Origin of the sequence: Pseudomonas sp. LD120 (assembly GCF_009861525.1) — a bacterium.
Classification (GTDB): domain Bacteria; phylum Pseudomonadota; class Gammaproteobacteria; order Pseudomonadales; family Pseudomonadaceae; genus Aquipseudomonas.
This window is the reverse complement of sequence record NZ_WVHL01000005.1, coordinates 1885485-1903884: the sequence shown is the minus strand read 5'-3', so window position 1 is coordinate 1903884 and position 18400 is coordinate 1885485. Positions and strand designations below refer to the sequence as shown.

19 protein-coding genes are annotated in these 18400 nt (G+C 60.9%); 7 read left to right on the top strand and 12 right to left on the bottom strand.

Features of this window, described 5'->3' with window-relative positions; genetic code table 11:
- Window positions 1-21 precede the first annotated feature (21 nt).
- Window positions 22-621, bottom strand: a complete 600-nt coding sequence (locus tag PLD_RS23035; protein WP_159896841.1) for a tRNA-uridine aminocarboxypropyltransferase — start codon at window positions 619-621, stop codon at window positions 22-24.
- 9 nt (window positions 622-630) lie between these two features.
- Window positions 631-1524, bottom strand: coding sequence for a LysR family transcriptional regulator (locus PLD_RS23030; protein ID WP_011059913.1), 894 nt, complete (start codon window positions 1522-1524; stop codon window positions 631-633).
- Between the two features lie 357 nt (window positions 1525-1881).
- Between PLD_RS23030 and speB the strand changes: the two genes are divergently transcribed.
- Both speB and PLD_RS23020 read left to right on the top strand, forming a co-directional pair.
- Window positions 1882-2832 (top strand): agmatinase, encoded by a 951-nt coding sequence (gene speB, locus PLD_RS23025; RefSeq protein WP_159896839.1) that lies wholly within the window; start codon window positions 1882-1884, stop codon window positions 2830-2832.
- Between the two features lie 339 nt (window positions 2833-3171).
- Entirely contained in the window at window positions 3172-4560 is a 1389-nt protein-coding gene (locus PLD_RS23020; RefSeq protein ID WP_159896837.1) for a sodium:solute symporter, read from the top strand.
- Between the two features lie 241 nt (window positions 4561-4801).
- Here the strand turns inward: PLD_RS23020 and PLD_RS30780 are convergent, their stop codons facing one another.
- Complete coding sequence (locus PLD_RS30780; RefSeq protein ID WP_011059908.1) at window positions 4802-4930, bottom strand: PA1414 family protein; 129 nt, start codon at window positions 4928-4930, stop codon at window positions 4802-4804.
- Window positions 4931-5063: 133 nt separating this feature from the next.
- Window positions 5064-5957, bottom strand: coding sequence for a LysR family transcriptional regulator (locus PLD_RS23015; RefSeq protein ID WP_159896835.1), 894 nt, complete (start codon window positions 5955-5957; stop codon window positions 5064-5066).
- 104 nt (window positions 5958-6061) lie between these two features.
- On the opposite strand from PLD_RS23015, the gene PLD_RS23010 reads away from it, so the two are divergent.
- The gene (locus tag PLD_RS23010; RefSeq protein ID WP_159896833.1) at window positions 6062-7222 is read left to right on the top strand and encodes a YbfB/YjiJ family MFS transporter; all 1161 of its coding nucleotides are present in this window, start codon (window positions 6062-6064) and stop codon (window positions 7220-7222) included.
- Between the two features lie 7 nt (window positions 7223-7229).
- Here the strand turns inward: PLD_RS23010 and PLD_RS23005 are convergent, their stop codons facing one another.
- The 3 genes from PLD_RS23005 to PLD_RS22995 form a co-directional block, all read right to left on the bottom strand.
- Entirely contained in the window at window positions 7230-8153 is a 924-nt protein-coding gene (locus PLD_RS23005) for a DMT family transporter (protein ID WP_159896831.1), read from the bottom strand.
- 101 nt (window positions 8154-8254) lie between these two features.
- Complete coding sequence (locus PLD_RS23000) at window positions 8255-8683, bottom strand: DUF2177 family protein (RefSeq protein ID WP_159896829.1); 429 nt, start codon at window positions 8681-8683, stop codon at window positions 8255-8257.
- Between the two features lie 28 nt (window positions 8684-8711).
- Entirely contained in the window at window positions 8712-9548 is an 837-nt protein-coding gene (locus tag PLD_RS22995; protein ID WP_159896827.1) for a S1 RNA-binding domain-containing protein, read from the bottom strand.
- A 342-nt stretch (window positions 9549-9890) separates the two neighbouring features.
- Here PLD_RS22995 and PLD_RS22990 point away from each other — a divergent pair, with 342 nt between their 5' ends.
- The 3 genes from PLD_RS22990 to PLD_RS22980 all read left to right on the top strand — a co-directional run bounded on the left by PLD_RS22990 (window position 9891) and on the right by PLD_RS22980 (window position 11931).
- On the top strand, window positions 9891-10079 hold the full coding sequence (locus PLD_RS22990; RefSeq protein ID WP_016962619.1) for a hypothetical protein: 189 nt from the start codon (window positions 9891-9893) through the stop codon (window positions 10077-10079).
- Between the two features lie 197 nt (window positions 10080-10276).
- The gene (locus tag PLD_RS22985; protein WP_159896825.1) at window positions 10277-10996 is read left to right on the top strand and encodes a TorF family putative porin; all 720 of its coding nucleotides are present in this window, start codon (window positions 10277-10279) and stop codon (window positions 10994-10996) included.
- A 65-nt stretch (window positions 10997-11061) separates the two neighbouring features.
- Window positions 11062-11931: a DUF6279 family lipoprotein gene (locus PLD_RS22980; protein ID WP_159898195.1), complete on the top strand. Its 870-nt coding sequence runs from the start codon at window positions 11062-11064 to the stop codon at window positions 11929-11931.
- Here PLD_RS22980 and PLD_RS22975 read toward each other — a convergent pair.
- Window positions 11928-12320: a transcriptional regulator gene (locus tag PLD_RS22975; RefSeq protein ID WP_159898194.1), complete on the bottom strand. Its 393-nt coding sequence runs from the start codon at window positions 12318-12320 to the stop codon at window positions 11928-11930. The genes PLD_RS22980 and PLD_RS22975 overlap by 4 nt on opposite strands.
- Before the next feature lie 263 nt (window positions 12321-12583).
- Between PLD_RS22975 and PLD_RS22970 the strand changes: the two genes are divergently transcribed.
- Window positions 12584-13531: a GyrI-like domain-containing protein gene (locus tag PLD_RS22970; RefSeq protein ID WP_159896823.1), complete on the top strand. Its 948-nt coding sequence runs from the start codon at window positions 12584-12586 to the stop codon at window positions 13529-13531.
- Between the two features lie 57 nt (window positions 13532-13588).
- Here the strand turns inward: PLD_RS22970 and PLD_RS22965 are convergent, their stop codons facing one another.
- The 4 genes from PLD_RS22965 to PLD_RS22950 all read right to left on the bottom strand — a co-directional run bounded on the left by PLD_RS22965 (window position 13589) and on the right by PLD_RS22950 (window position 18331).
- A complete protein-coding gene (locus tag PLD_RS22965; RefSeq protein ID WP_159896821.1) occupies window positions 13589-14932 on the bottom strand; it encodes a hypothetical protein in 1344 nt (447 codons plus the stop codon).
- Window positions 14932-16359 carry a DUF6384 family protein gene (locus PLD_RS22960; protein ID WP_159896819.1) on the bottom strand — a complete coding sequence of 476 codons (1428 nt, stop codon included), beginning with the start codon at window positions 16357-16359 and terminating at the stop codon, window positions 14932-14934. The genes PLD_RS22965 and PLD_RS22960 overlap by 1 nt, the downstream gene beginning before the upstream one ends.
- A 1-nt stretch (window position 16360) precedes the next feature.
- A complete protein-coding gene (locus tag PLD_RS22955; RefSeq protein ID WP_110595246.1) occupies window positions 16361-17488 on the bottom strand; it encodes a merozoite surface protein 3b in 1128 nt (375 codons plus the stop codon).
- A 261-nt stretch (window positions 17489-17749) separates the two neighbouring features.
- Window positions 17750-18331, bottom strand: coding sequence for a hypothetical protein (locus PLD_RS22950; RefSeq protein ID WP_159896818.1), 582 nt, complete (start codon window positions 18329-18331; stop codon window positions 17750-17752).
- Between the last annotated feature and the right edge of the window lie 69 nt (window positions 18332-18400).

Below are 18400 nucleotides of genomic sequence, written 5' to 3'. Positions count from 1 at the left end.
CCCGCGCCTACAGGCAAGGCCTCAGGGCTTGGTGCCGTGGTTGCGTTGGTAGGTGTCTTCGCCCATCGCGGCGATCTGTCCTTCGATCAGGGCCTCGAAGGGGCGCAACAAAGGCTCGAAGGAGGCAGGCGCTTCCAGTACCTGCAACGCCTGGACAACCGCCTCGATGGTCGACAATGCACCCGGTCCGGGAGCCTTGCGCAGGCGATAGCGTGAGGGCGCCGCAGCCGCCAGGGTCACCCGGGGCAAGGCGGCCAACAGCGGATTGAGGTGCAGCAATTTGCGCGCCTTGCGCCAGGTGCCGTCGGGTACCACCAGCAGCATGGGTTCATCCGTCGCACCATAGGCTTGCAACGGCTGGGCATCGTCCGCCGGGAACAACAAGCGTGCCCGGTAACCCGGGCGATTGAGCAGAGTCGGCAAATCTTCGAACACTTCACCGACAATCAACTGGGCATGGCTCAACCCCAACGCCGCCAAGCGCGCCGTGTTCAAGGCGTGGTTGACCTCGCTGGGATGCTGCAACAACAGCACCCGGGTGCGGCTGGGCAACACCGGGATCAGCGGGCACAAACAATGATCGGCGGGGCGCAGACAACGCCCGCAGCGCGCTCTGGACATGGGCACTCCTTATGACTGGTTGAGCTGCGCCTTAAGCAGGTCGCGGAAGGTCTGGATCAACGGCTCACGACCACGGCCACGGCGCATGATCATGGAGAACGGCGCCTGATAACCAAAGGTCGCCGGCAGCAGTACCCGCAGATCACCCTTGTCGGCCCAGGCCTGGGCGTAGTGTTCCGGCAGGTAGCCGATGTAGGCACCGGACAGCACCAGAATCAACTGCGCTTCCATGCTTTCCACCGTCGCCGCGCTGTGTTTGAAACCGTGCCGCGCCAATTCCGCCTGACTCCAGTAACCCCGCCCCACCATGCGCTGTTGGGTGATCACCTGCTCGGGAATACGCCGCTCGCTGTACAACGGATGCCGGTTGCTGCAATACAGCCAGTGCTGCTCGCGGTACAGCGGCATGTACACCAGGCCGCTCATGCGCGTGGAAAAGGCGCCAATGGCCAAATCCAGACGGTTGTCCTGCACCCCCAGTTGCAGCTCGTGGGGGCTCATCACCGACAGGTGCAAATGCACCGCTGGGTGTTCCTGGCTATAGGCGCCAATGGCCTCGGCGAACGGCAGGGCCTTGTCACTGACGGTGGAGTCGATCACCCCCAGATTCAGGGTGCCGCGCAACTCACCCTTGAGGGCTGCGGCGTACTGCTCGAAGCCTTCAAGCTCGCCTAAAAGACGCAGGGTTTCCTGATGAAACAGCTCGCCCTTGCTGGTCAGACTGAAACCGCCACGGCCCCGGTGACAGAGCACCAACCCTAGGGAAGCCTCCAACTGGCTCATGTAGGTGCTGATGGCCGAGGTCGAGAGGTTGAGCTCGTGTTGGGCATTGGCGAACCCCTGATGTCGCACCACACTGACGAAGATGCGCAATAGTTTCAGATCAGGTAAAGCGTTGGCCATGGCAGGCTCCAATAACAGGTGAACAGACCCCTCCCTGTAGCGAGGTGGCTCGCTCCCGCCGGGCGCCGAAGCAGCCCCGTGACATCCATGCACACATGCAAACTACCCCAGCAACCCAGAGAACGCTGGCTACGCTACCGAACTGGAGCACACGCTCTGGCCGCCAAGGGCCTTGAAGGCAGCGCCGGAGTCTAGCGCGCCCGCCGCCATTAGTTTAGAAAAACATGAACTAAGTATTTGTTCGTAGCGATTCTTTCCCCGTACTACATTTCGCAGAATCGGCCCTACTCGGTTGAACGGGCAGCGCCTGCTGCGCCGTCAATCCCATAAATATAAAACAACGATGAGGCCTATCCCGTGGACAAGATTCTCCACCAACCACTGGGCGGCAACGAAATGCCGCGCTTCGGCGGCATCGCCACCATGATGCGTCTTCCCCATCTGCAATCCGCCGCCGGCCTAGACGCGGCCTTCGTCGGCGTACCCCTGGACATCGGCACCTCGCTGCGCGCCGGCACCCGTTTCGGCCCGCGGGAAATCCGCGCTGAATCGGTGATGATCCGCCCTTACAACATGGCCACCGGCGCCGCCCCGTTCGACTCGCTGTCGGTGGCCGACATCGGCGACGTGGCGATCAACACCTTCAACCTGCTGGACGCGGTGCGCATCATCGAAGAAGCCTACGATGGCATCCTCGAACACAACGTCATTCCCCTGACCCTGGGTGGCGACCACACCATCACCCTGCCGATCCTACGGGCCATCCACAAGAAACACGGCAAGGTCGGGCTGGTGCACATCGATGCCCACGCCGACGTCAACGACCATATGTTCGGCGAGAAGATCGCCCACGGCACCACCTTCCGCCGCGCCGTGGAAGAAGGCTTGCTGGACTGCGACCGCGTGGTACAGATCGGCCTGCGTGCCCAGGGCTATACCGCCGAAGACTTCAACTGGAGCCGCAAGCAGGGCTTTCGCGTGGTCCAGGCCGAAGAGTGCTGGCACAAGTCGCTGGAACCGTTGATGGCCGAAGTCCGCGAAAAAGTCGGCGACGGCCCGGTGTACCTGAGTTTTGACATCGACGGCATCGACCCGGCCTGGGCACCTGGCACAGGCACACCGGAAATCGGCGGTTTGACCACCATCCAGGCCATCGAGATCGTGCGTGGCTGCCAGGGCCTGGAGCTGGTGGGTTGTGACCTGGTGGAGGTCTCGCCGCCTTACGACACCACCGGCAACACCTCGCTGCTGGGCGCCAACCTGCTGTACGAAATGCTCTGCGTGCTGCCTGGCGTGGCCCACCGCTGAGTCCCGTCTTTCGGGGTGCTGTTGCCGCGCTCAAGCATGAGCGCGGCCATTGAGTCACACATGCAAGGGAGAGCAACACCTTAGCCAACGTGATCGGAGCAGATCATGAATAACAACAAAGAACACCGCCTCAACGGCATTAACCACGCCAGGGGCGCACGACTCCCCGACCTGCAACGTATCGCCGCGCCCGAACCTTCCGGACGCGGCCACACCTTGGCCTGAAACACCCAGTAACCGCAGCCCCCTCCGGCAGACCGGCCTCCACCGGTACGCCGGCTGACCGCCCGCATCAGCGGACGGCAACAACAATAACAACTTGCTTGTGAGGACCCGAACATGGGCTTGGATATTCTCGTAGTACTGATTTATGCCACAGGCATGATCGCCCTGGGCTGGTACGGCATGCGCCGGGCCAAGACCCGTGATGACTATCTGGTGGCCGGCCGCAACCTCGGGCCAGGCTTCTACCTGGGTACCATGGCCGCCACCGTGCTGGGCGGCGCCTCGACGATCGGTACCGTGCGCCTGGGCTACGTTCACGGCATCTCCGGCTTCTGGCTCTGCGGCGCCATCGGCCTGGGTATCGTCGGCCTTAGCCTGTTTCTGGCCAAACCCTTGCTGAAACTGAAAATCTACACCGTCACCCAAGTGCTTGAGCGTCGTTACAACCCCGCGGCACGCCATGCCAGCGGGCTGATCATGCTGGTCTACGCGCTGATGATCGGCGCCACCTCGACCATCGCCATCGGCACGGTGATGCAAGTGCTGTTCGGCCTGCAGTTCTGGATGTCGATTCTGATTGGCGGCGGCGTGGTGGTTCTGTACTCCACCATCGGCGGCATGTGGTCACTGACCCTGACGGACATCATGCAGTTCCTGATCATGACCATCGGCCTGGTCTTCCTGCTGATGCCGCTGTCCATCGCCGACGCTGGCGGCTGGAACACCCTGGTAGCCAAACTGCCGGCCAGCTATTTCGACTTCACCGCCATCGGCTGGGACACCATCCTCACCTACTTCCTGATCTACTTCTTCGGCATCTTCATCGGCCAAGACATCTGGCAACGGGTGTTCACCGCCCGCAGTGAAGGCATCGCCAAGGTTGCAGGCACCGCTGCCGGGATCTACTGCGTGCTTTACGGCCTGGCTGGCGCGCTCATCGGCATGGCTGCCAAAGTGCTGCTGCCGGACCTGGACAACGTCAACAATGCCTTCGCCAGCATTGTCCAGACCAGCTTGCCCAACGGCATTCGCGGCCTGGTGATCGCGGCGGCCCTGGCGGCCCTGATGTCCACTGCCAGTGCCGGTCTGCTGGCCGCCTCCACCACCGTGACCCAGGATCTCTTGCCGCGCATGCGTGGTGGCCGTGAAAGCAGCAACAGCGATGTACACGAAAACCGCATCGCGACCCTGTTGCTGGGGATCGTGGTCCTGGGCATCGCGCTGCTGGTCAGTGATGTGATCAGCGCCCTGACCCTGGCTTACAACCTGCTGGTGGGCGGTATGTTGATTCCCCTGATCGGGGCTATCTACTGGAAGCGCGCCACCACCGCCGGCGCCATTACCAGCATGTCCCTAGGCTTTATCACGGCATTGTTCTTCATGTTCAAGGACGGCCTGGACGCCAACACGCCGATCTATTACAGCCTGGCCGTGGGCTTGGTGAGCTTCGTAGTGGTGAGCCTGCTCTCTCGGCGCCCGGCGCCGCTGGCCAACGCAATCTGACCTGAAGTCGGACGCCTGAAGCTTTTCTTCGACGGGTGCGGCGTCGGTGGCCGCACCCGTTTTTTTCGCCCACAAAAAAGTGCCCAGGCGCTGGGTGGGCAAAGCGCTTGAATACTGCAGGAGCGAGGCAGCGGACCAGAGCTGTAAGGGGTTGCACGAACACCTCGGGATCAGGCCCAGAGTCTCGCGGTGGGAAAAACCAGGCGCGAGACGGAGTCTGCACTCCGCACTCGCGGCAAGCTCAACGGCGACGTTGCTGACGGCGCCGCAGCTCTTCGTCGGTAGGAATCGGCACCGGTTGCAGCGGTGGCTCGATCAGGCCCAGTGCGACGCCAAGGTCGTGCAGCCAGCTTTGCAGTTTGTCTTTCATAGTGCCCCCTCAGGGTCGTGCCGAGCGGCGATACTGCGCCGCCTCAAGCAGATAATAGTCCTATCTTTTCCAGCGCGCTGCTGCGCAATAGCAATGAACTGTTACTGGATTAAAGCCAATCGCCACTGCGGGCTCAGCCATAGGCCCGTGCCTGCTGCGCAAGCTGAACCCCAGAGCTTTGTTGCAGCTCGATCCAGGCATTGAGGTTGGCGCCGACCATGCCCTTGCGCCACATCAACCAAGTCGTGGCCTGGGCGAAAGGCTCGGCCAGGGCATGCACCGCCACACTTTCGCGCCCCGGCAGGCTGTCGAGCATCGACTGAGCCATCAGCGCCACCCCGGAACCGGCAATCACACAGGCCAGCATGCCCTGATAGGACTCGATCTCCATGGCCCGCCCCATCGCGGCGTGGTAGTGGGCAAACCAGGATTCCAGGCGCATGCGATAGGAGCAGCCCTGGCGAAAGGTGAACACCGCACGGCCCTCCACATCCCGGGCCGTACGCACCGGCGGGTGGTCGGCTTCGCTGATCAGTACCAGGGTCTCGTCGCACAAGGGCACGCCATCCAGGCCTGCCAGCTCCAGCGGCCCGTCCACCAGGGCCGCATCCAGGCGCCCGTTGAGCAAGCCTTCGAGCAACTCGCCGCTCGGCCCGGACTGCACCTGCAGGTTCACCGCCGGATAGGCCCGGTGATAACGCGCCAACAACGCCGGCAAATGAATCGCTGCCGTGCTGTACATGGTTCCCAGGACAAACTCTCCCGCCGGCTGACCGCCCTGCACCGCGGCATGGGCCTCGTCGTGCAAGGCGAACAGGCGCGCAGTGTAGTCCAGCAGCACCTTGCCCGCCGGCGACAACTGCAAGCGCTGGCGCTCGCGCAGGAACAACTCGACCCCCAACTGCGCCTCCAGTTGCTTGAGCCGGGTCGAGAGGTTCGACGGCACCCGATGCAGGCGCTCGGCGGCGCGAGTGATGGAGCCTTCCTCGGCCACGGCCTGGAAGATGCGCAATTGGCTGAACTCCACAACCTTCTCCAAAATTGAACAAGCTGCTCAATATTATTCATTTTTAAAGAAAGTCAATCGACCCTAGCCTGGCGGTCATTGCTCCCATCAATGGAACGCCGACCATGTCTCCCCTGCTCCGCCTGCTCGCCAGCTTCATTGCCCTGATGATGGCCATGGGCATTGGCCGCTTTGCCCTGACCCCGCAACTGCCGCACCTGATCAGTGAAGGCCAGGTCAACCTGACCGCCGCCGGGCTGATTGCCGCGGCCAACTACCTGGGCTATTTCCTCGGCGCTCTGGACGCCATGTTCGCCCGGCGCCCAGTCCAGGTGCGCCTGCGCCTATTGGGCGGCCTGTGGCTGTGCGTGTTGCTGACCCTGGCCTCGTTCTGGGCCCAGGGCTTCTGGCCGCACCTGCTGCTGCGCTTCGGCACCGGGGTGTCCAGCGCCTGGGTGCTGGTGATGATCACTGCCCTGAGCCAGCCCCTGGCCCAGGCAGCGGGCTGGCCGCGGCTAGGCACCCTGGTATTTGCCGGCCCAGGACTGGGGATCATGCTGACCGGGCTGCTGGCCCTGGGCGCCAATCTTTTGGGACAGAGCTCGGCCAACCTGTGGCTGCTGTATGCCGCCGTCGCCTTGTTGATGCTGCTTGCGATCCTGCCGATCCTGCCTCCGGCCTCGGCACGCCCGAGTGGCGTTCCGCAGAGCCGAGCTGCCAGCGAACACAGCGTGGCGCGCCTGGGGCTGGTCTACGCCCTGTATGGCGTGGGCTACATCATTCCTGCGACGTTCCTCTCACAAATGGCCAATGTGCGCTTTCAGGGCCAGTGGCAGGCTGACCTGTTCTGGCCTGGCTTCGGCCTGGCCGCAGCCCTCGGAGTGGCCTTGGTCAGCCTGCGGCGGCATCGCCCGGACAGTACCCGCCAATGGCTGATGGCGACCTTGTGGCTGCAAGCCGTCGGAGTCTTCGCCTGCCTGCTGGGCAGCGGCCTGGGGTTGGTACTGGGGGTACTGCTATGCGGAACACCGTTCCTGGCCTGCATGCAACTGGTGATGCAACGCTCCCGGGAACTGGCACCACAGTCGGCACAGCGCAACGCCGGCCTGCTCACCGCGTGCTTCGCCGTCGGTCAGTTGAGCGGCCCGTTGCTGGCCGCCCTGAGCAGCCACTTCAACGGCAACCTGCACCTGGCGCTGATAGTGGCTGGTTCCGGCCTGCTGATCGGTGCCAGCCTACTCTGGCAACAACGGCCAGCGGCGCCACGCTGTGCGGCGGCGTCCTAGACGACGGCTATAGAAAGCGCTTGAGCCGTCGCCGCAGCCACTGCTCGGCACTGACAAAAGTGATGCCCAACAGCACCAGCATTGCCCCCAGCACGAAGTTGAGGCTCAAGGGCTCACCCAGCAACAGCACGCCGAAGGTTACGCCGAACATCGGGGTCATGAAGGAAAACACCGCCAGATTCGCTGCCAGATAACGCCGCAGCAGCCAGAACCAGGTCAGGTAGCTGAAAAACGACACCACCAGCCCCTGGAACAACACGCTGGCCACCGCCACCGGCGTCAGGCTGACCTGGGTGACCTGGCCGCTGAGCACAGCAATCAGCAACAGGCCGACAAAACCGACGATCAATTGATAGAACAGAGTCAGGGTCGCCGGCGCCTCGGACAATCGCGAGGCCCGCACCACCACCGTGGTCGCGCCCCAGGCCAGCCCCGCCAACAAGCCCAGCACATCCCCCAAGAGCATGCGCCGGTCGAGATTGTCCAACGAGACACCTGCGGCAAAGGCGATGCTGATGCCAATGAATGCGAGGACAATCCCCAGCCACTGCAAAGGCCGCAAGCGCTCACTGGGCAACAGCCAATTGACCCCCAGGGCGGTGAAGATCGGCGCGGTGTAGAGAAACACCGACATGTGTGCAGCACTGGTGAGCTTCAGCCCTTCGGCAATGAACAGGAATTCCAGGCCAAACAGGGCACCGGCCAGCAAGCCGCCGCGCCAAGTGCTGGAAACCTGGGACCAACCGCCCTTCCAGCACATCAGCAGGGCCACCAGCAGCGCCGAGATACCAGAGCGGGCGGCCGCCTGCATCACCGGGGCAATGTCCGCCGCAGCCCACTTGATCATCACCTGCTGCACGCCCCAGATCAGGCACAACCCCAACATTACCTGCAGGGCAAAGCCGTCGGCGCTGCGCCGTTCGGTGCTCACCGCAGTTCCTCACAGTATTTGAATGACATGACACCTACCCAAGATAAAGAGTTACGCCCCAGCGGGCTGAACAGCGGTGCAAAACCCAGTAGCAAACCCGCTCAGACTTGCGGCCCGCGGCCAACACCCGGTGCCCAACGGCAGGCACAGAAGACGCCGAAACCACTGGCCAAGGCACTGACCAGCACGCCCCAGGCCATATCCAGCAGCGCCAGGGATGCCGGCCAGGCCTGCAAGGTCGCCCAATTGCTCAGATCATAAGTGCCATAGGACACCAGCCCGAGCAGTGCTCCCAGTCGTGCAGCCCGACGCCAGCCACCCTGTTGCAAGGCGGGACGTACCGCGAACAGCAGGCAACCCGTAACGTAGAGGAGATAGAACAGCGCTGTCGGCAATAGCCGTGGCTGCTCCAGCAGCAGCGAACCCAGCAGGGCCCGGTAGGTGGGGCTCATCATCAGCCCCAGCCAAAGCGCGTCGAGCAGCAGGAACGCCAGCAAGGTGGCGAGCCAGGCAACCAGGGTGGTTTTCATGAGCCTCGCCTGCAGCGTGAAGTGAGTCTCAGCTTAGCTCGATGCGATCCGCGTGGATGACAATCTGACCCTGCTTATAGAGGGCGCCAATGGCCTTTTTGAAGTTGCCCTTGCTGACCCCGAACAGACTGCTGATCAAGGCCGGATCACTCTTGTCACTGACGGCCAGAGTGCCATTGTTTTCCCGCAACTTGGCGAGGATCTTGGAGTTCAGGCCAGTGGCAGCCTCTTCACCCACCGGCTGCAGACTCAGGCTGATCTTGCCATCGGCCCGTACTTCTTTGATGAAGCCTTTCTCTTGCATGCCAGAGCGCAGGAACTTGAACACTTCGTTCTTGTGAATCAGGCCCCAGTGCTTGTTGTTGATGATCGCCTTGAACCCCATATCAGTGGACTCGGCCACCAACAAATCCACTTCCTGACCCGCCTTGTAGTTGGCCGGCGTCTTGTCCAGATAGCGATCCAGGCGAGCCGTGGCGGTAATTCGACGGGTATGTTTGTCCAGGTAGACATGCACCACGCAGTATTCGCCAGCATTCATCTGGCGCTTTTCCTCGGAGTACGGCAACAACAGATCCTTGGGTAATCCCCAATCCAGGAACACTCCGATGCTGTTAACTTCGACGACTTTAAGACTGGCGAACTCGCCAACTTGAACTTTTGGCTTTTCGGTCGTTGCGATTAACTTGTCGGCACTGTCCAAGTAGACAAAAACATTCAGCCAGTCTTCATCTTCACTGGGAATATCCTTGGGAATATAACGATTGGGCAGCAATATCTCGCCGTCCGCTCCACCGTCCAGATACAAACCAAAGTTAGTGTGTTTAACCACTTGTAAACTGTTGTAGCGCCCGACTAAAGCCATTTCCAATACCCTCATTGCGTGGGCGGCATTCTACCTGTTTTCCAGGCTGGCGTTGACGCTCCTGAATCGCTGGCCACGAAACCCTTGATTTTTCTGGCTTTCCCGGCGTGCAACCAGCCGCTCGTCAGGCAAACAGGTGTGCTTCGAGCCTTTTTGGAGCGCTGCGAGAGGGTATTTTTGCCGATAGGTATTTAGTTAAAACAGCGACTTAGGAAAATATCCGGAAAATAAACTTAGGAAAAACAGCAGAAAGCGCCTTTCTGTTTCAGGGGATATTTACCAAGCAATTGTCAAGTATTTCTGATAAGATGCCTGGCCAAATTAATTTTCCCGAAAGGTTAAATGGCCGCCATGCGAGTAAAAGCCTCCAACAGCAAAGCAAAACCAGCTCCCGCCGTTGAAACCAGTGAATCGATCAACGAACAGATCGCAGCGTTCCTGAAATCGGGCGGCGAAATCCAGCAAATCGCCAAAGGCGTCAGCGGTCAGACTTTCGGCCCTTCCAAACAAATCAGCCTCGGCAAAAAGTAACGCCCTCCTGCAACACCCTGGTCCCTTAGCGCTTTGGTCTCAAAGCGCTAGGACTGGCACCTCCCCCTCCTGCTTCTCTCCAAAAATCGACGAACGGCCCTCATCCCCAGGCATTCGCCGGTATCCTTGCAGCCTTCTAGATCAATAGTTTCAGCCAACTTTCAGGTTGTCACTCCACGTCGTTCAGTGAGTGCTGCATGCTCAAATCATCAGTACTGGCCTCCAGCCTGCTGCTGGCCTGCCCCCTGGCCCACGGACAAATCTTCCAGCGTGAACTGGGCGACTTTGACCTCAAGTTAGGTACCAGCCCCAGCCGCAGCATGGCCCAGGGCTTGGTCAAACCCTCATCCAGCGGCTCCTTCCACGGAGGCCTCGACTTGAGCCACGACAGCGGCTGGTACTTCGGGCAATGGACTCCCAGCATGGGGCTAAGCCCTTCCAGCAACCTGGAAGTCGACTCTTACCTGGGCTTCAAGCAACCTTTCGACCAAACCCTGGGCTACGAAGTAGGGTTGATCCGCTACAACTACCCCCAACTGCGCACCCAGGACAGCCAGGAATTCTATGGCGGCCTGACCGTGCTGGGCAGTCGCTTCGGCGCGGCCTTCAGCAATGACCCAGACAAACGCAATAGCACCCTGTTCGCCGACCTCGGTGGCAATCCGCCGTTCGGCATCGGTGTCAGCGTCAAATACACCACCCATCAATTGAACACCGCCGTCGCGCTCGCCAATGGCAGATACGTGGCCGACTTCAATGACTGGTCAATCAAACTCTCGCGCCCCTGGCTGGGGATCGACCTCAACCTGATCTACAGTGATTCCAGCCTCAGCGGCAATGAATGCTCGGCCTACTCCGGGCACAACACCGAATGCGACGGCCTGCTCACCTTCAAGGCTGAACGCGCGTTCTACTGAACGGCTGGACCGCCGGAAGCCTTCCAGATTTAGAGGTGAGCACCTTAACTGGCAAGGACTCGAACATGTCGCGGCGCTGGTTCCTGATTATCCCGTTGTTGATCCTCTGCCTGCTGCTCGGTGCCTGCAGCCGGATCGGCCTGGTTTATCGCAATCTGGACGTGATCATTCCGTGGACCCTCAACGATTACCTGGACATGAGCAGCGAACAGAGCAGCGGGTTCAAGCAACGCCTGCGGCAACACCTGAGCTGGCATTGCAACACCCAATTGCCGCGCTACCTGGACTGGCTCGATCACCTGCATCTGATGGTGCAGAACAACCAGGTCAGCGACGCAGCGCTGCAGGCCAGCATCGATCAAGCCAAACAGGCCATTACCGAGATCGCGCAGCAGATCACACCCTCCACCGTGGAACTGCTCCAAAGCCTGGACGATCAGCAAGTCACCTCGATGAAGAACGCGTTCACCAAAGACCAGCAGAAACAACGGGAGCGATACCTCACAGCACCGTTGGCGCAACAGATCGAGCTGCGCAGCCAGCGCATGGGCAAGCGCCTGAATGCCTGGCTCGGTCCATTGAGCCCGAGCCAGCAGCAACGCGTCCAGCAGTGGGCCGCGTCGCTGGGCGAACAGAACCGACAATGGATTACCCACCGCAGCCAATGGCAGACGCAGTTCAGCAAGGCATTGGAACAACGCCAGAACAACGATTTCCCACAGCGCATCGAGCAATTGCTGGTCAGTCGAGAAGCTTCAGAGAGCGCCGACTACCGCCAGGCTTACGCCCACGCCGAACACGCCACGCGCAGCCTGTTGGTGGACCTGATGGCCACAAGCTCGGCAAGCCAACGTCAGCACCTGCTGAAAAAGATCGGCCGTGTGCGCAACGATCTCGCCGCCTTGAAATGCCCGCCAGAGCCAGCTCCGGACTAAGCGATCTGCCCCTTGGAGGCCAACTCGTCAAATGTTTCAGGGGCCAAGGCGTCAACCTGCTCATCCAGTACCTGTCGCGGGTGATCGTTGCCCGGAATGCTGCTGTCGATCAGGCTCAGCAGACTGGAGCCGCGGAGTGTGAGCACAAAGTTTGCACCGTTACCGCCCTCTTCCTCAGGCCTGGTTTCGATAAAGCCTCTGTCCAACAACAGTTTTTCGTACTCGGTAGCGGTGACTTTCAGGTCATCCAGGTTACCGGTCGGCTCACCTTCCGCCGCCTTGGTCGCCGCAAGCTGCTCGGCATAAGGGCGGGGAGTGAAACGCTGGCCAGCGCCGTTCTGCACCTCGTGCAGCAATCGTTCAATCAGATCCCAGTTATAAGTCGTCATCCTGATCCAGCCTCCATACATGAGAATGAAATGCCTTTCACAGGTTGTGACCGGCACGCTTTTCAGCCGTTCAGCCAATACACCTCAGGCCATTGACCCCTGATCGGAAAAGCACTGCTCAGACCGTCGAGCCAAGGATTGAATGGCCGCTCACCAACCGGCGCCAGCGTCCGAACGTCCCCCCGCGGCGAAAACGCCTCCCAAATGCCACAAATCTGCCGCAGACTGTGAGAGGCTCCACCACCGCCGACTAGGCTGCAATCATGACCGTCGCCTATCACAGCCTCCACGAATACACCCTGCGCATGAACCGGGTGCTGGAGCACATCGACCAACACCTGGACCAGCCCCTGGCGTTGGCAGACTTGGCGCGGGTGGCGCATTTTTCGCCCTATCACTTTCATCGTCTGTTCAGTGCCTGGGTCGGCGAGCCCCTGGGCGCCTACCTGCGCCGCCGGCGCCTGGCCTGTGGCGCTTACCTCCTAGCCAGCCGGGCCGAAGCCTCGGTGCTGGAAATTGCCCTGGAAGTCGGTTTCAGCTCGGGAGAGGCTTTTTCCCGCGCCTTCAAGCAACACTTCTCGGTGTCCCCCAGCACCTGGCGCGACACCGAACCCAAACGCTGGCACCGCCGACTCGACGACATCCGCGAACGCCGCCTGCGCGAATTAAGCAATCCTGATCAGACCCACATTCCGGCTTTCGACGACCCTGACGCCTTCATTCACCTGAAGGAAACAGCGATGCACATCACCCTGCAGCAACTGCCCGCCACCCGCGTGGCCTACCTGCGCTACATCGGCGCCTACGGACCCGGCATAGGCTTGTTCTGGCGCGCCACCGTCATGCCATGGATGCTCGAACACCAACTGTTCAACCCCGTGCGCTACGGCATCGGCCACGACGACCCGGACCTCACCCCCGCCGACAAATGCCGCTACGACGCCTGCGTCGAAGTACCCGAAGACTTCAAGGCCAGCCCTCCCGCCGTGATGACCACCCTGCCCGGCGGCCTGTACGCCGTGGCCCACTACCGTGGCCTGGGCCCAGCCATCGCCGACGCCTGGATCGAGCTGTGCCGCGACTGGCTGCCCAAGAGCGGCCTGCAGTTCGACCCGCGTCCGGCGTTCGAACGCTATCCGGCGGATGCGTACTACGACGTCAAGACAGGAGAACTGGAGTGTGAGATTTGTATTCCGGTGAAGGCGCTGTAATTTCGTCGCGGGTATCACATGAAAGAGGGAACGGCCGCTCCCCCTTTCTTGCCGCCCTCAGAGACTATCGCTGGTAGAAAAGCCACCGCCGGTGCTGCGCGACGGTGAAGCGTTCGATGAACTGGCAGAGCTCGATGCCCGCCAGGAGCTGCTGCTGGAGCGGCTGGATTGACTCCCAAGACTTGAGGACGACGACCCGGCATGACTGCTGCGGCTCACCTCACTCGCCACCTGAGCCAGTGAAAACGCGCCTTTCATGAAGCCCGCCAACAGCGGGTCCAGGCGGTCCTTACTGGAAGAGGCCTGAAGCGCGAGACTCTGCTGGTTCGACAGCAATTCACGCTCCAGTTGTTTGGCTCTTTGGTAATCACTCTCGGCCTGTTCACACTTGCTCTGCAGAAACGGCACGCGAACCTGTAACTCATCCAATTCGGCCCGCATGTCTCGGACCTCCTTGACCAGTTCGTCATCTTGCGCATCGCTGGTTTCACCTGCCAAGCGCTCCAGCTTCTGGTTACTCATGCCGGCCAATTGGCCAGTCAGCAGCACCGAGGCCTTGGCGAAGTAGGGATCACGCCGGAAAACATACACCTCAAGACTGGCCTGCACGGCATTGGCCTGTGCCTTGGCCGTCTGCACAGCCCGTTGAGTCAGGGCCAAACGCTCCTGCAATGCGGCCAGATCGCTGCTGGCAACAGCCTGCTGCTGCAGCTGCGACAGCCGGGCTTGCTGCGCCACCTGATCCGCCTCAAGTCGCCGCGCGGCCTCCTCATTGGCGGCCTGGATAGCCAATAGGGTGTGTTCACTGGCACGGTTTTCTGGGTAATTGCACAGCCGGGAAATCCATTGGTCCAAATGGCGCAATGGCGTCCGGCGTGGGTACTGATCGGTCCCGAACTGACGTTTCTTGAGATAGCGATAAAGTGGATCGACCTGGAAGCCCTGCAACTTGCTCCAGCACTCCTGGCGCAACTCTGCATAGGAGGACGCCGATGCCGAACGCAGCGCCTCAACCTCGCTCACGGACTGAAGCTGCTGCTGATACTGAGGATCTTCCGCCAGTTGCCGATCAATTCCGGTATGCACCGACTCGATCTCCTCCGCGAGCCGGATCGACGTCTGCAGGTGCTGCTGCACGCTGGCCTCGACAGCGGCCAGATCGCGCCGCAGCACCGCCTCGGCCTCGCTGCGTTGACCCAACAGCGCTTTGACCTCCTGAGACGGCTGCAGACCATCCTCCAACTGATAACCGGCCAACTGCTCGTAGATGCTGCTGATTTGCTGCTGCAGTTGCAGCTCCCGCTCGTGAGCCTTGGACAGTTCCTGCTGCAGCTTGCGTAACTCGTACTCATAGCCGCGGGAATGATCACTCAGGGTCGCCATCATTTTGCTTGAGCTCATCACCACTCCAGGATGTAGTCGGGTTTAGCGCTTGCACGCCCTTTGAGGAACTTCAACGTCAGCGAATTGGCGTCTTTGGAGCCCATGCGCCGATTATCGACATGACCATCCGCCAGCTTGTCGTTCTTGACCTCCTGATAGGTGGCCCGACTCACGCGCACGCCAAATATCGGGGCATAACGCTTCTCTCCAGTTTCGCGACTGGTAATTGGCACCGGCACCACGTTACCGGCAGCATCAGTCGCTTCGGTCAGCAAGTACCAAGTCTTGCCACCCGTGGGGTCATAGTTGCGCTCGACCATGGACTTCTCCCCCGTGCGACTGACCACATTCAAGGTCAAAGACGTCGCGGCAAAAGCCTTGAGCCGCTCAATGTCCTTCAATCCGCGGGCCGCCGAGGTAGCATCCGCAGCGTCGATAGCCTGCTGTACCGAGGAAAACAACACCTTGAACGCCGGCTGATCCGCCTGGCTCAAGTTCATCTTGCGCACCGCCTCACGGGCGTCGTCCAACGCCAACTGGTAGCTGGGACTCAGGCTGTTCTGTTCGATCAACTCATCCAACTGGGCCACCGCCGTCACGCCGGCAGCGACGCCCAGAGTATCGGCCTGATCCAGCGCCGCGCGGGCCTTGGCAGCCGCCACCGTCACCTCAGGCGAGGTACGGCTGACGGTGCGCCAGGATTGCCCGCTCATTAGTGCGACACGTTTCTGATCAGCCGCCAACAGCCGAGACACATCGTCCAAGCGAGCCTGCACCGCCTCAAGCGCTGCCGCGTCCTTCTTCAGGCTGCGTTTGGCGGCCAGGACCCGATCAAGATCCTGACTACGGCTTTGCACGGTAACCGTGTGCGGGGACAGTTTGATCGGAGTCAGTCGGCTAGCCTTCTCCAACATCCTCCTGGCCTGCTCCAGCATCCGGCTCGCAGAACCGAGCTGCGTCGCAGCGATCTCGCCCGCAAGGACGTCGATCTGCTGCTGCAACCGCAACACCTGTTGTGGCTGAGTCTCGGCAAGAACCAGGGCATTGTTCAGCTCGGACTGAGCATAATGCAGCTGCGCTTCGCCGAAGGACTCAAACACCTGCCCCCAGGCGTAGAACGACCACAGCATGATGGGCGTCCAGATCAGCGTCTGCTTCAGCAGACCGTTGCGGTTGATATAGAGCGGCGCCAAGAGTCTGTCGCGCCAATTCAAAACCGGCGCCTCATAGGTCAGACGCGTGGCAAAGTAATTGCGCACCCCTTGCTCCACCAAGGTGTCCTCGACCTCCACGCCCCGAGCCTTGTAGAACTCGCGAATACGCTCGGCCACCGCCTTGCGGTGCTTGGGCAGATCCAAGTGCTTCTGGATCTCGGTCTGACTGTGGCGCAGCTCATCGATCAGCGCCATGGCGCCCATCTGTTCGCTGATAGAAACCCCGCTCACCTCACACCCCCTTCTGCAGGAGCGCGGTGAAGCGGCGCTTGCTGTCCTCGGTCACCGACTCGATCTCGGCCGCGGCCTGAGCCGATTCCTTGCGCAGCTCCTGGATCAGGCTCAGGCTGCTGGCCTGGAACTCCACCACCGCATCGGCCAAGGCCTTCACCGAACTGGCCTTGAGGCTGGAACCGTAGCCGGCCTTGAGGGCCGCGTTGAGCTGATCGCCACCGACCCGCGCCTGCACTTCAAGGCTGGTATTGATGCCGTCGGTCATGGCGTTCAGGGTCTGGGTGGTTTCCGCCAAACCGCCGGAAGAAGTGAAACCCGCCGCCAGCCCGGTGAGCACAATCTCGTTGGTGGCGAAGAAACTCACCGCCCGCTGATACAGGCGCTCCTTCACCGCGTGGTACTGATTGAGCCGGGCAAACACCAGCTCAGCCGCGCCATAAGCAGCCTTCAACTGATCGGCAATATCGGTGATGATCTGAAAGCGCTTGTCTTCATCCTGCAGATTGCGCAGGGCCACATCCCGCTCAAGCTCCAGCTTGGGCTGATCCGCCGCCGCCAGCCCTGCCACTTCCAGGGCGGCACTGGCATCGGCCAGGGCCTTGCGTGCGGCGTCCATCTGCGCCTGGGCAATCTTCTGCACTTCACAAGCATCCACCTCGGCCGACTTCATGGCCAGGCGGTAATCCTGGTACGCCTCGAGGATCAGAGTTTCCAGCTGGATCTGCTCATTGGCCGACTTGGCCACGGCCAGGTAATTCTCGCGGATGCTCTCGAAGCGATCCGGAATCGAGCCGCGACGCATGTTCAGCCAGGCCAGTTGAATGCGCTCGGAGAACTGCAACTTGCCGTCGGCCATCCACTCCATCATCTGCTGGGCATCGTTGCGGATCGAATCGAAGCTGGTGGCGATATCCGCATAGCGGGTGCTGATGTCCATGCCCTGTAACTTGTCACGCACTGCGGCGTTGAACACCGTGGCCTGCTGCAGGGTGGCAGCGATCTGGGTCACCCGCTCGACGTCGTACACCGCCACCTTGTCCAGCAGCGCCAGGACCGGCATCTCCTGTTTGGGAAAGGTGATACCGATGGAGCGCAAGGCCGACATGGAGCGTTCGAGGTAATTCATGAGCATGGGCATATTCCCGGGGTGGAGCCACAACGCCGAGGCTCCATCATCCATTGACAGGTGAATAGGCGAAGGGGGCTTCCACCCCCCACTTTAAAATCGGTTGCAACGTTGCCGGCAGCCTCTACGCAACGGCCGGAATCACCCGGAGGCCCTCATCGAACGGGGCCCAATACATCCGTGGCAGATAGCCAGCAACCTGGCGTGCGCGAGCATAACACCCGAGTTAGACAGAGAGAATTCATCATCCCCAGCCCCCTCTCAACGAGAAGGAATGGCCGTGATATCACGAATGATGAACTTCGGCAGAGCGCGAATGTAGAAGTTCTCCACATCCGAATTACCGCTGTTGGTGATCGCCCCCAACATGGTCTTCATATTGCGCAACCGGCCCATGGCCCCGGCCGGCTGCAACCCATTGCGCTCCTGGGCGAAATGCAACACCTCGGTGCCGTCGCGCTTGACCTGGACCTTATAGCCGAAATCGACACTGGCGAGGATCGTATTGTCATCGGCGACCATCGACACCAGCCCGCCCTTGGAATCACTGAGGCGGCGCTTGTACACCGCATCCACATCCAGCAGGTAGTCGGCGCTGTCCTTGCTGGCGGCATAGCGATTGGCATTGCCCAATTGGCGGATCAACTCCATGCCCAGTTGCTGACGCAACTTGTCCTCGGGCAGAAAGCGCTCGCTCTCACCAACCAGTTGCAGGTTGAAGGTGTCGATCCAATAAGTGGCGTTGGCGGGAATCTGCACCGGTTTGGGCGAGATGTAATAGTCCGGGGTGGAAGCACAACCGGCGAGCAGAACGAGAGTAAACAGCAACGACAAAAGACGCATGACGGATCTTCCTTGAGAAGGCTTTCAACAACGCACCGCCATCTGAAAACCACCGGTGGCATGGCCATA

Bases quoted from the DNA above. Each gene is read 5' to 3' on its own strand.
- PLD_RS23035 (WP_159896841.1), bottom strand. From the start codon at position 621: ATGTCCAGAGCGCGCTGCGGGCGTTGTCTGCGCCCCGCCGATCATTGT.
- PLD_RS23030 (WP_011059913.1), bottom strand. From the start codon at position 1,524: ATGGCCAACGCTTTACCTGATCTGAAACTATTGCGCATCTTCGTCAGT.
- PLD_RS23020 (WP_159896837.1), top strand. From the start codon at position 3,172: ATGGGCTTGGATATTCTCGTAGTACTGATTTATGCCACAGGCATGATC.
- PLD_RS30780 (WP_011059908.1), bottom strand. From the start codon at position 4,930: ATGAAAGACAAACTGCAAAGCTGGCTGCACGACCTTGGCGTCGCACTG.
- PLD_RS23010 (WP_159896833.1), top strand. From the start codon at position 6,062: ATGTCTCCCCTGCTCCGCCTGCTCGCCAGCTTCATTGCCCTGATGATG.
- PLD_RS23000 (WP_159896829.1), bottom strand. From the start codon at position 8,683: ATGAAAACCACCCTGGTTGCCTGGCTCGCCACCTTGCTGGCGTTCCTG.
- PLD_RS22995 (WP_159896827.1), bottom strand. From the start codon at position 9,548: ATGGCTTTAGTCGGGCGCTACAACAGTTTACAAGTGGTTAAACACACT.
- PLD_RS22990 (WP_016962619.1), top strand. From the start codon at position 9,891: ATGGCCGCCATGCGAGTAAAAGCCTCCAACAGCAAAGCAAAACCAGCT.
- PLD_RS22985 (WP_159896825.1), top strand. From the start codon at position 10,277: ATGCTCAAATCATCAGTACTGGCCTCCAGCCTGCTGCTGGCCTGCCCC.
- PLD_RS22980 (WP_159898195.1), top strand. From the start codon at position 11,062: ATGTCGCGGCGCTGGTTCCTGATTATCCCGTTGTTGATCCTCTGCCTG.
- PLD_RS22975 (WP_159898194.1), bottom strand. From the start codon at position 12,320: ATGACGACTTATAACTGGGATCTGATTGAACGATTGCTGCACGAGGTG.
- PLD_RS22970 (WP_159896823.1), top strand. From the start codon at position 12,584: ATGACCGTCGCCTATCACAGCCTCCACGAATACACCCTGCGCATGAAC.
- PLD_RS22965 (WP_159896821.1), bottom strand. From the start codon at position 14,932: ATGAGCTCAAGCAAAATGATGGCGACCCTGAGTGATCATTCCCGCGGC.
- PLD_RS22955 (WP_110595246.1), bottom strand. From the start codon at position 17,488: ATGAATTACCTCGAACGCTCCATGTCGGCCTTGCGCTCCATCGGTATC.
- PLD_RS22950 (WP_159896818.1), bottom strand. From the start codon at position 18,331: ATGCGTCTTTTGTCGTTGCTGTTTACTCTCGTTCTGCTCGCCGGTTGT.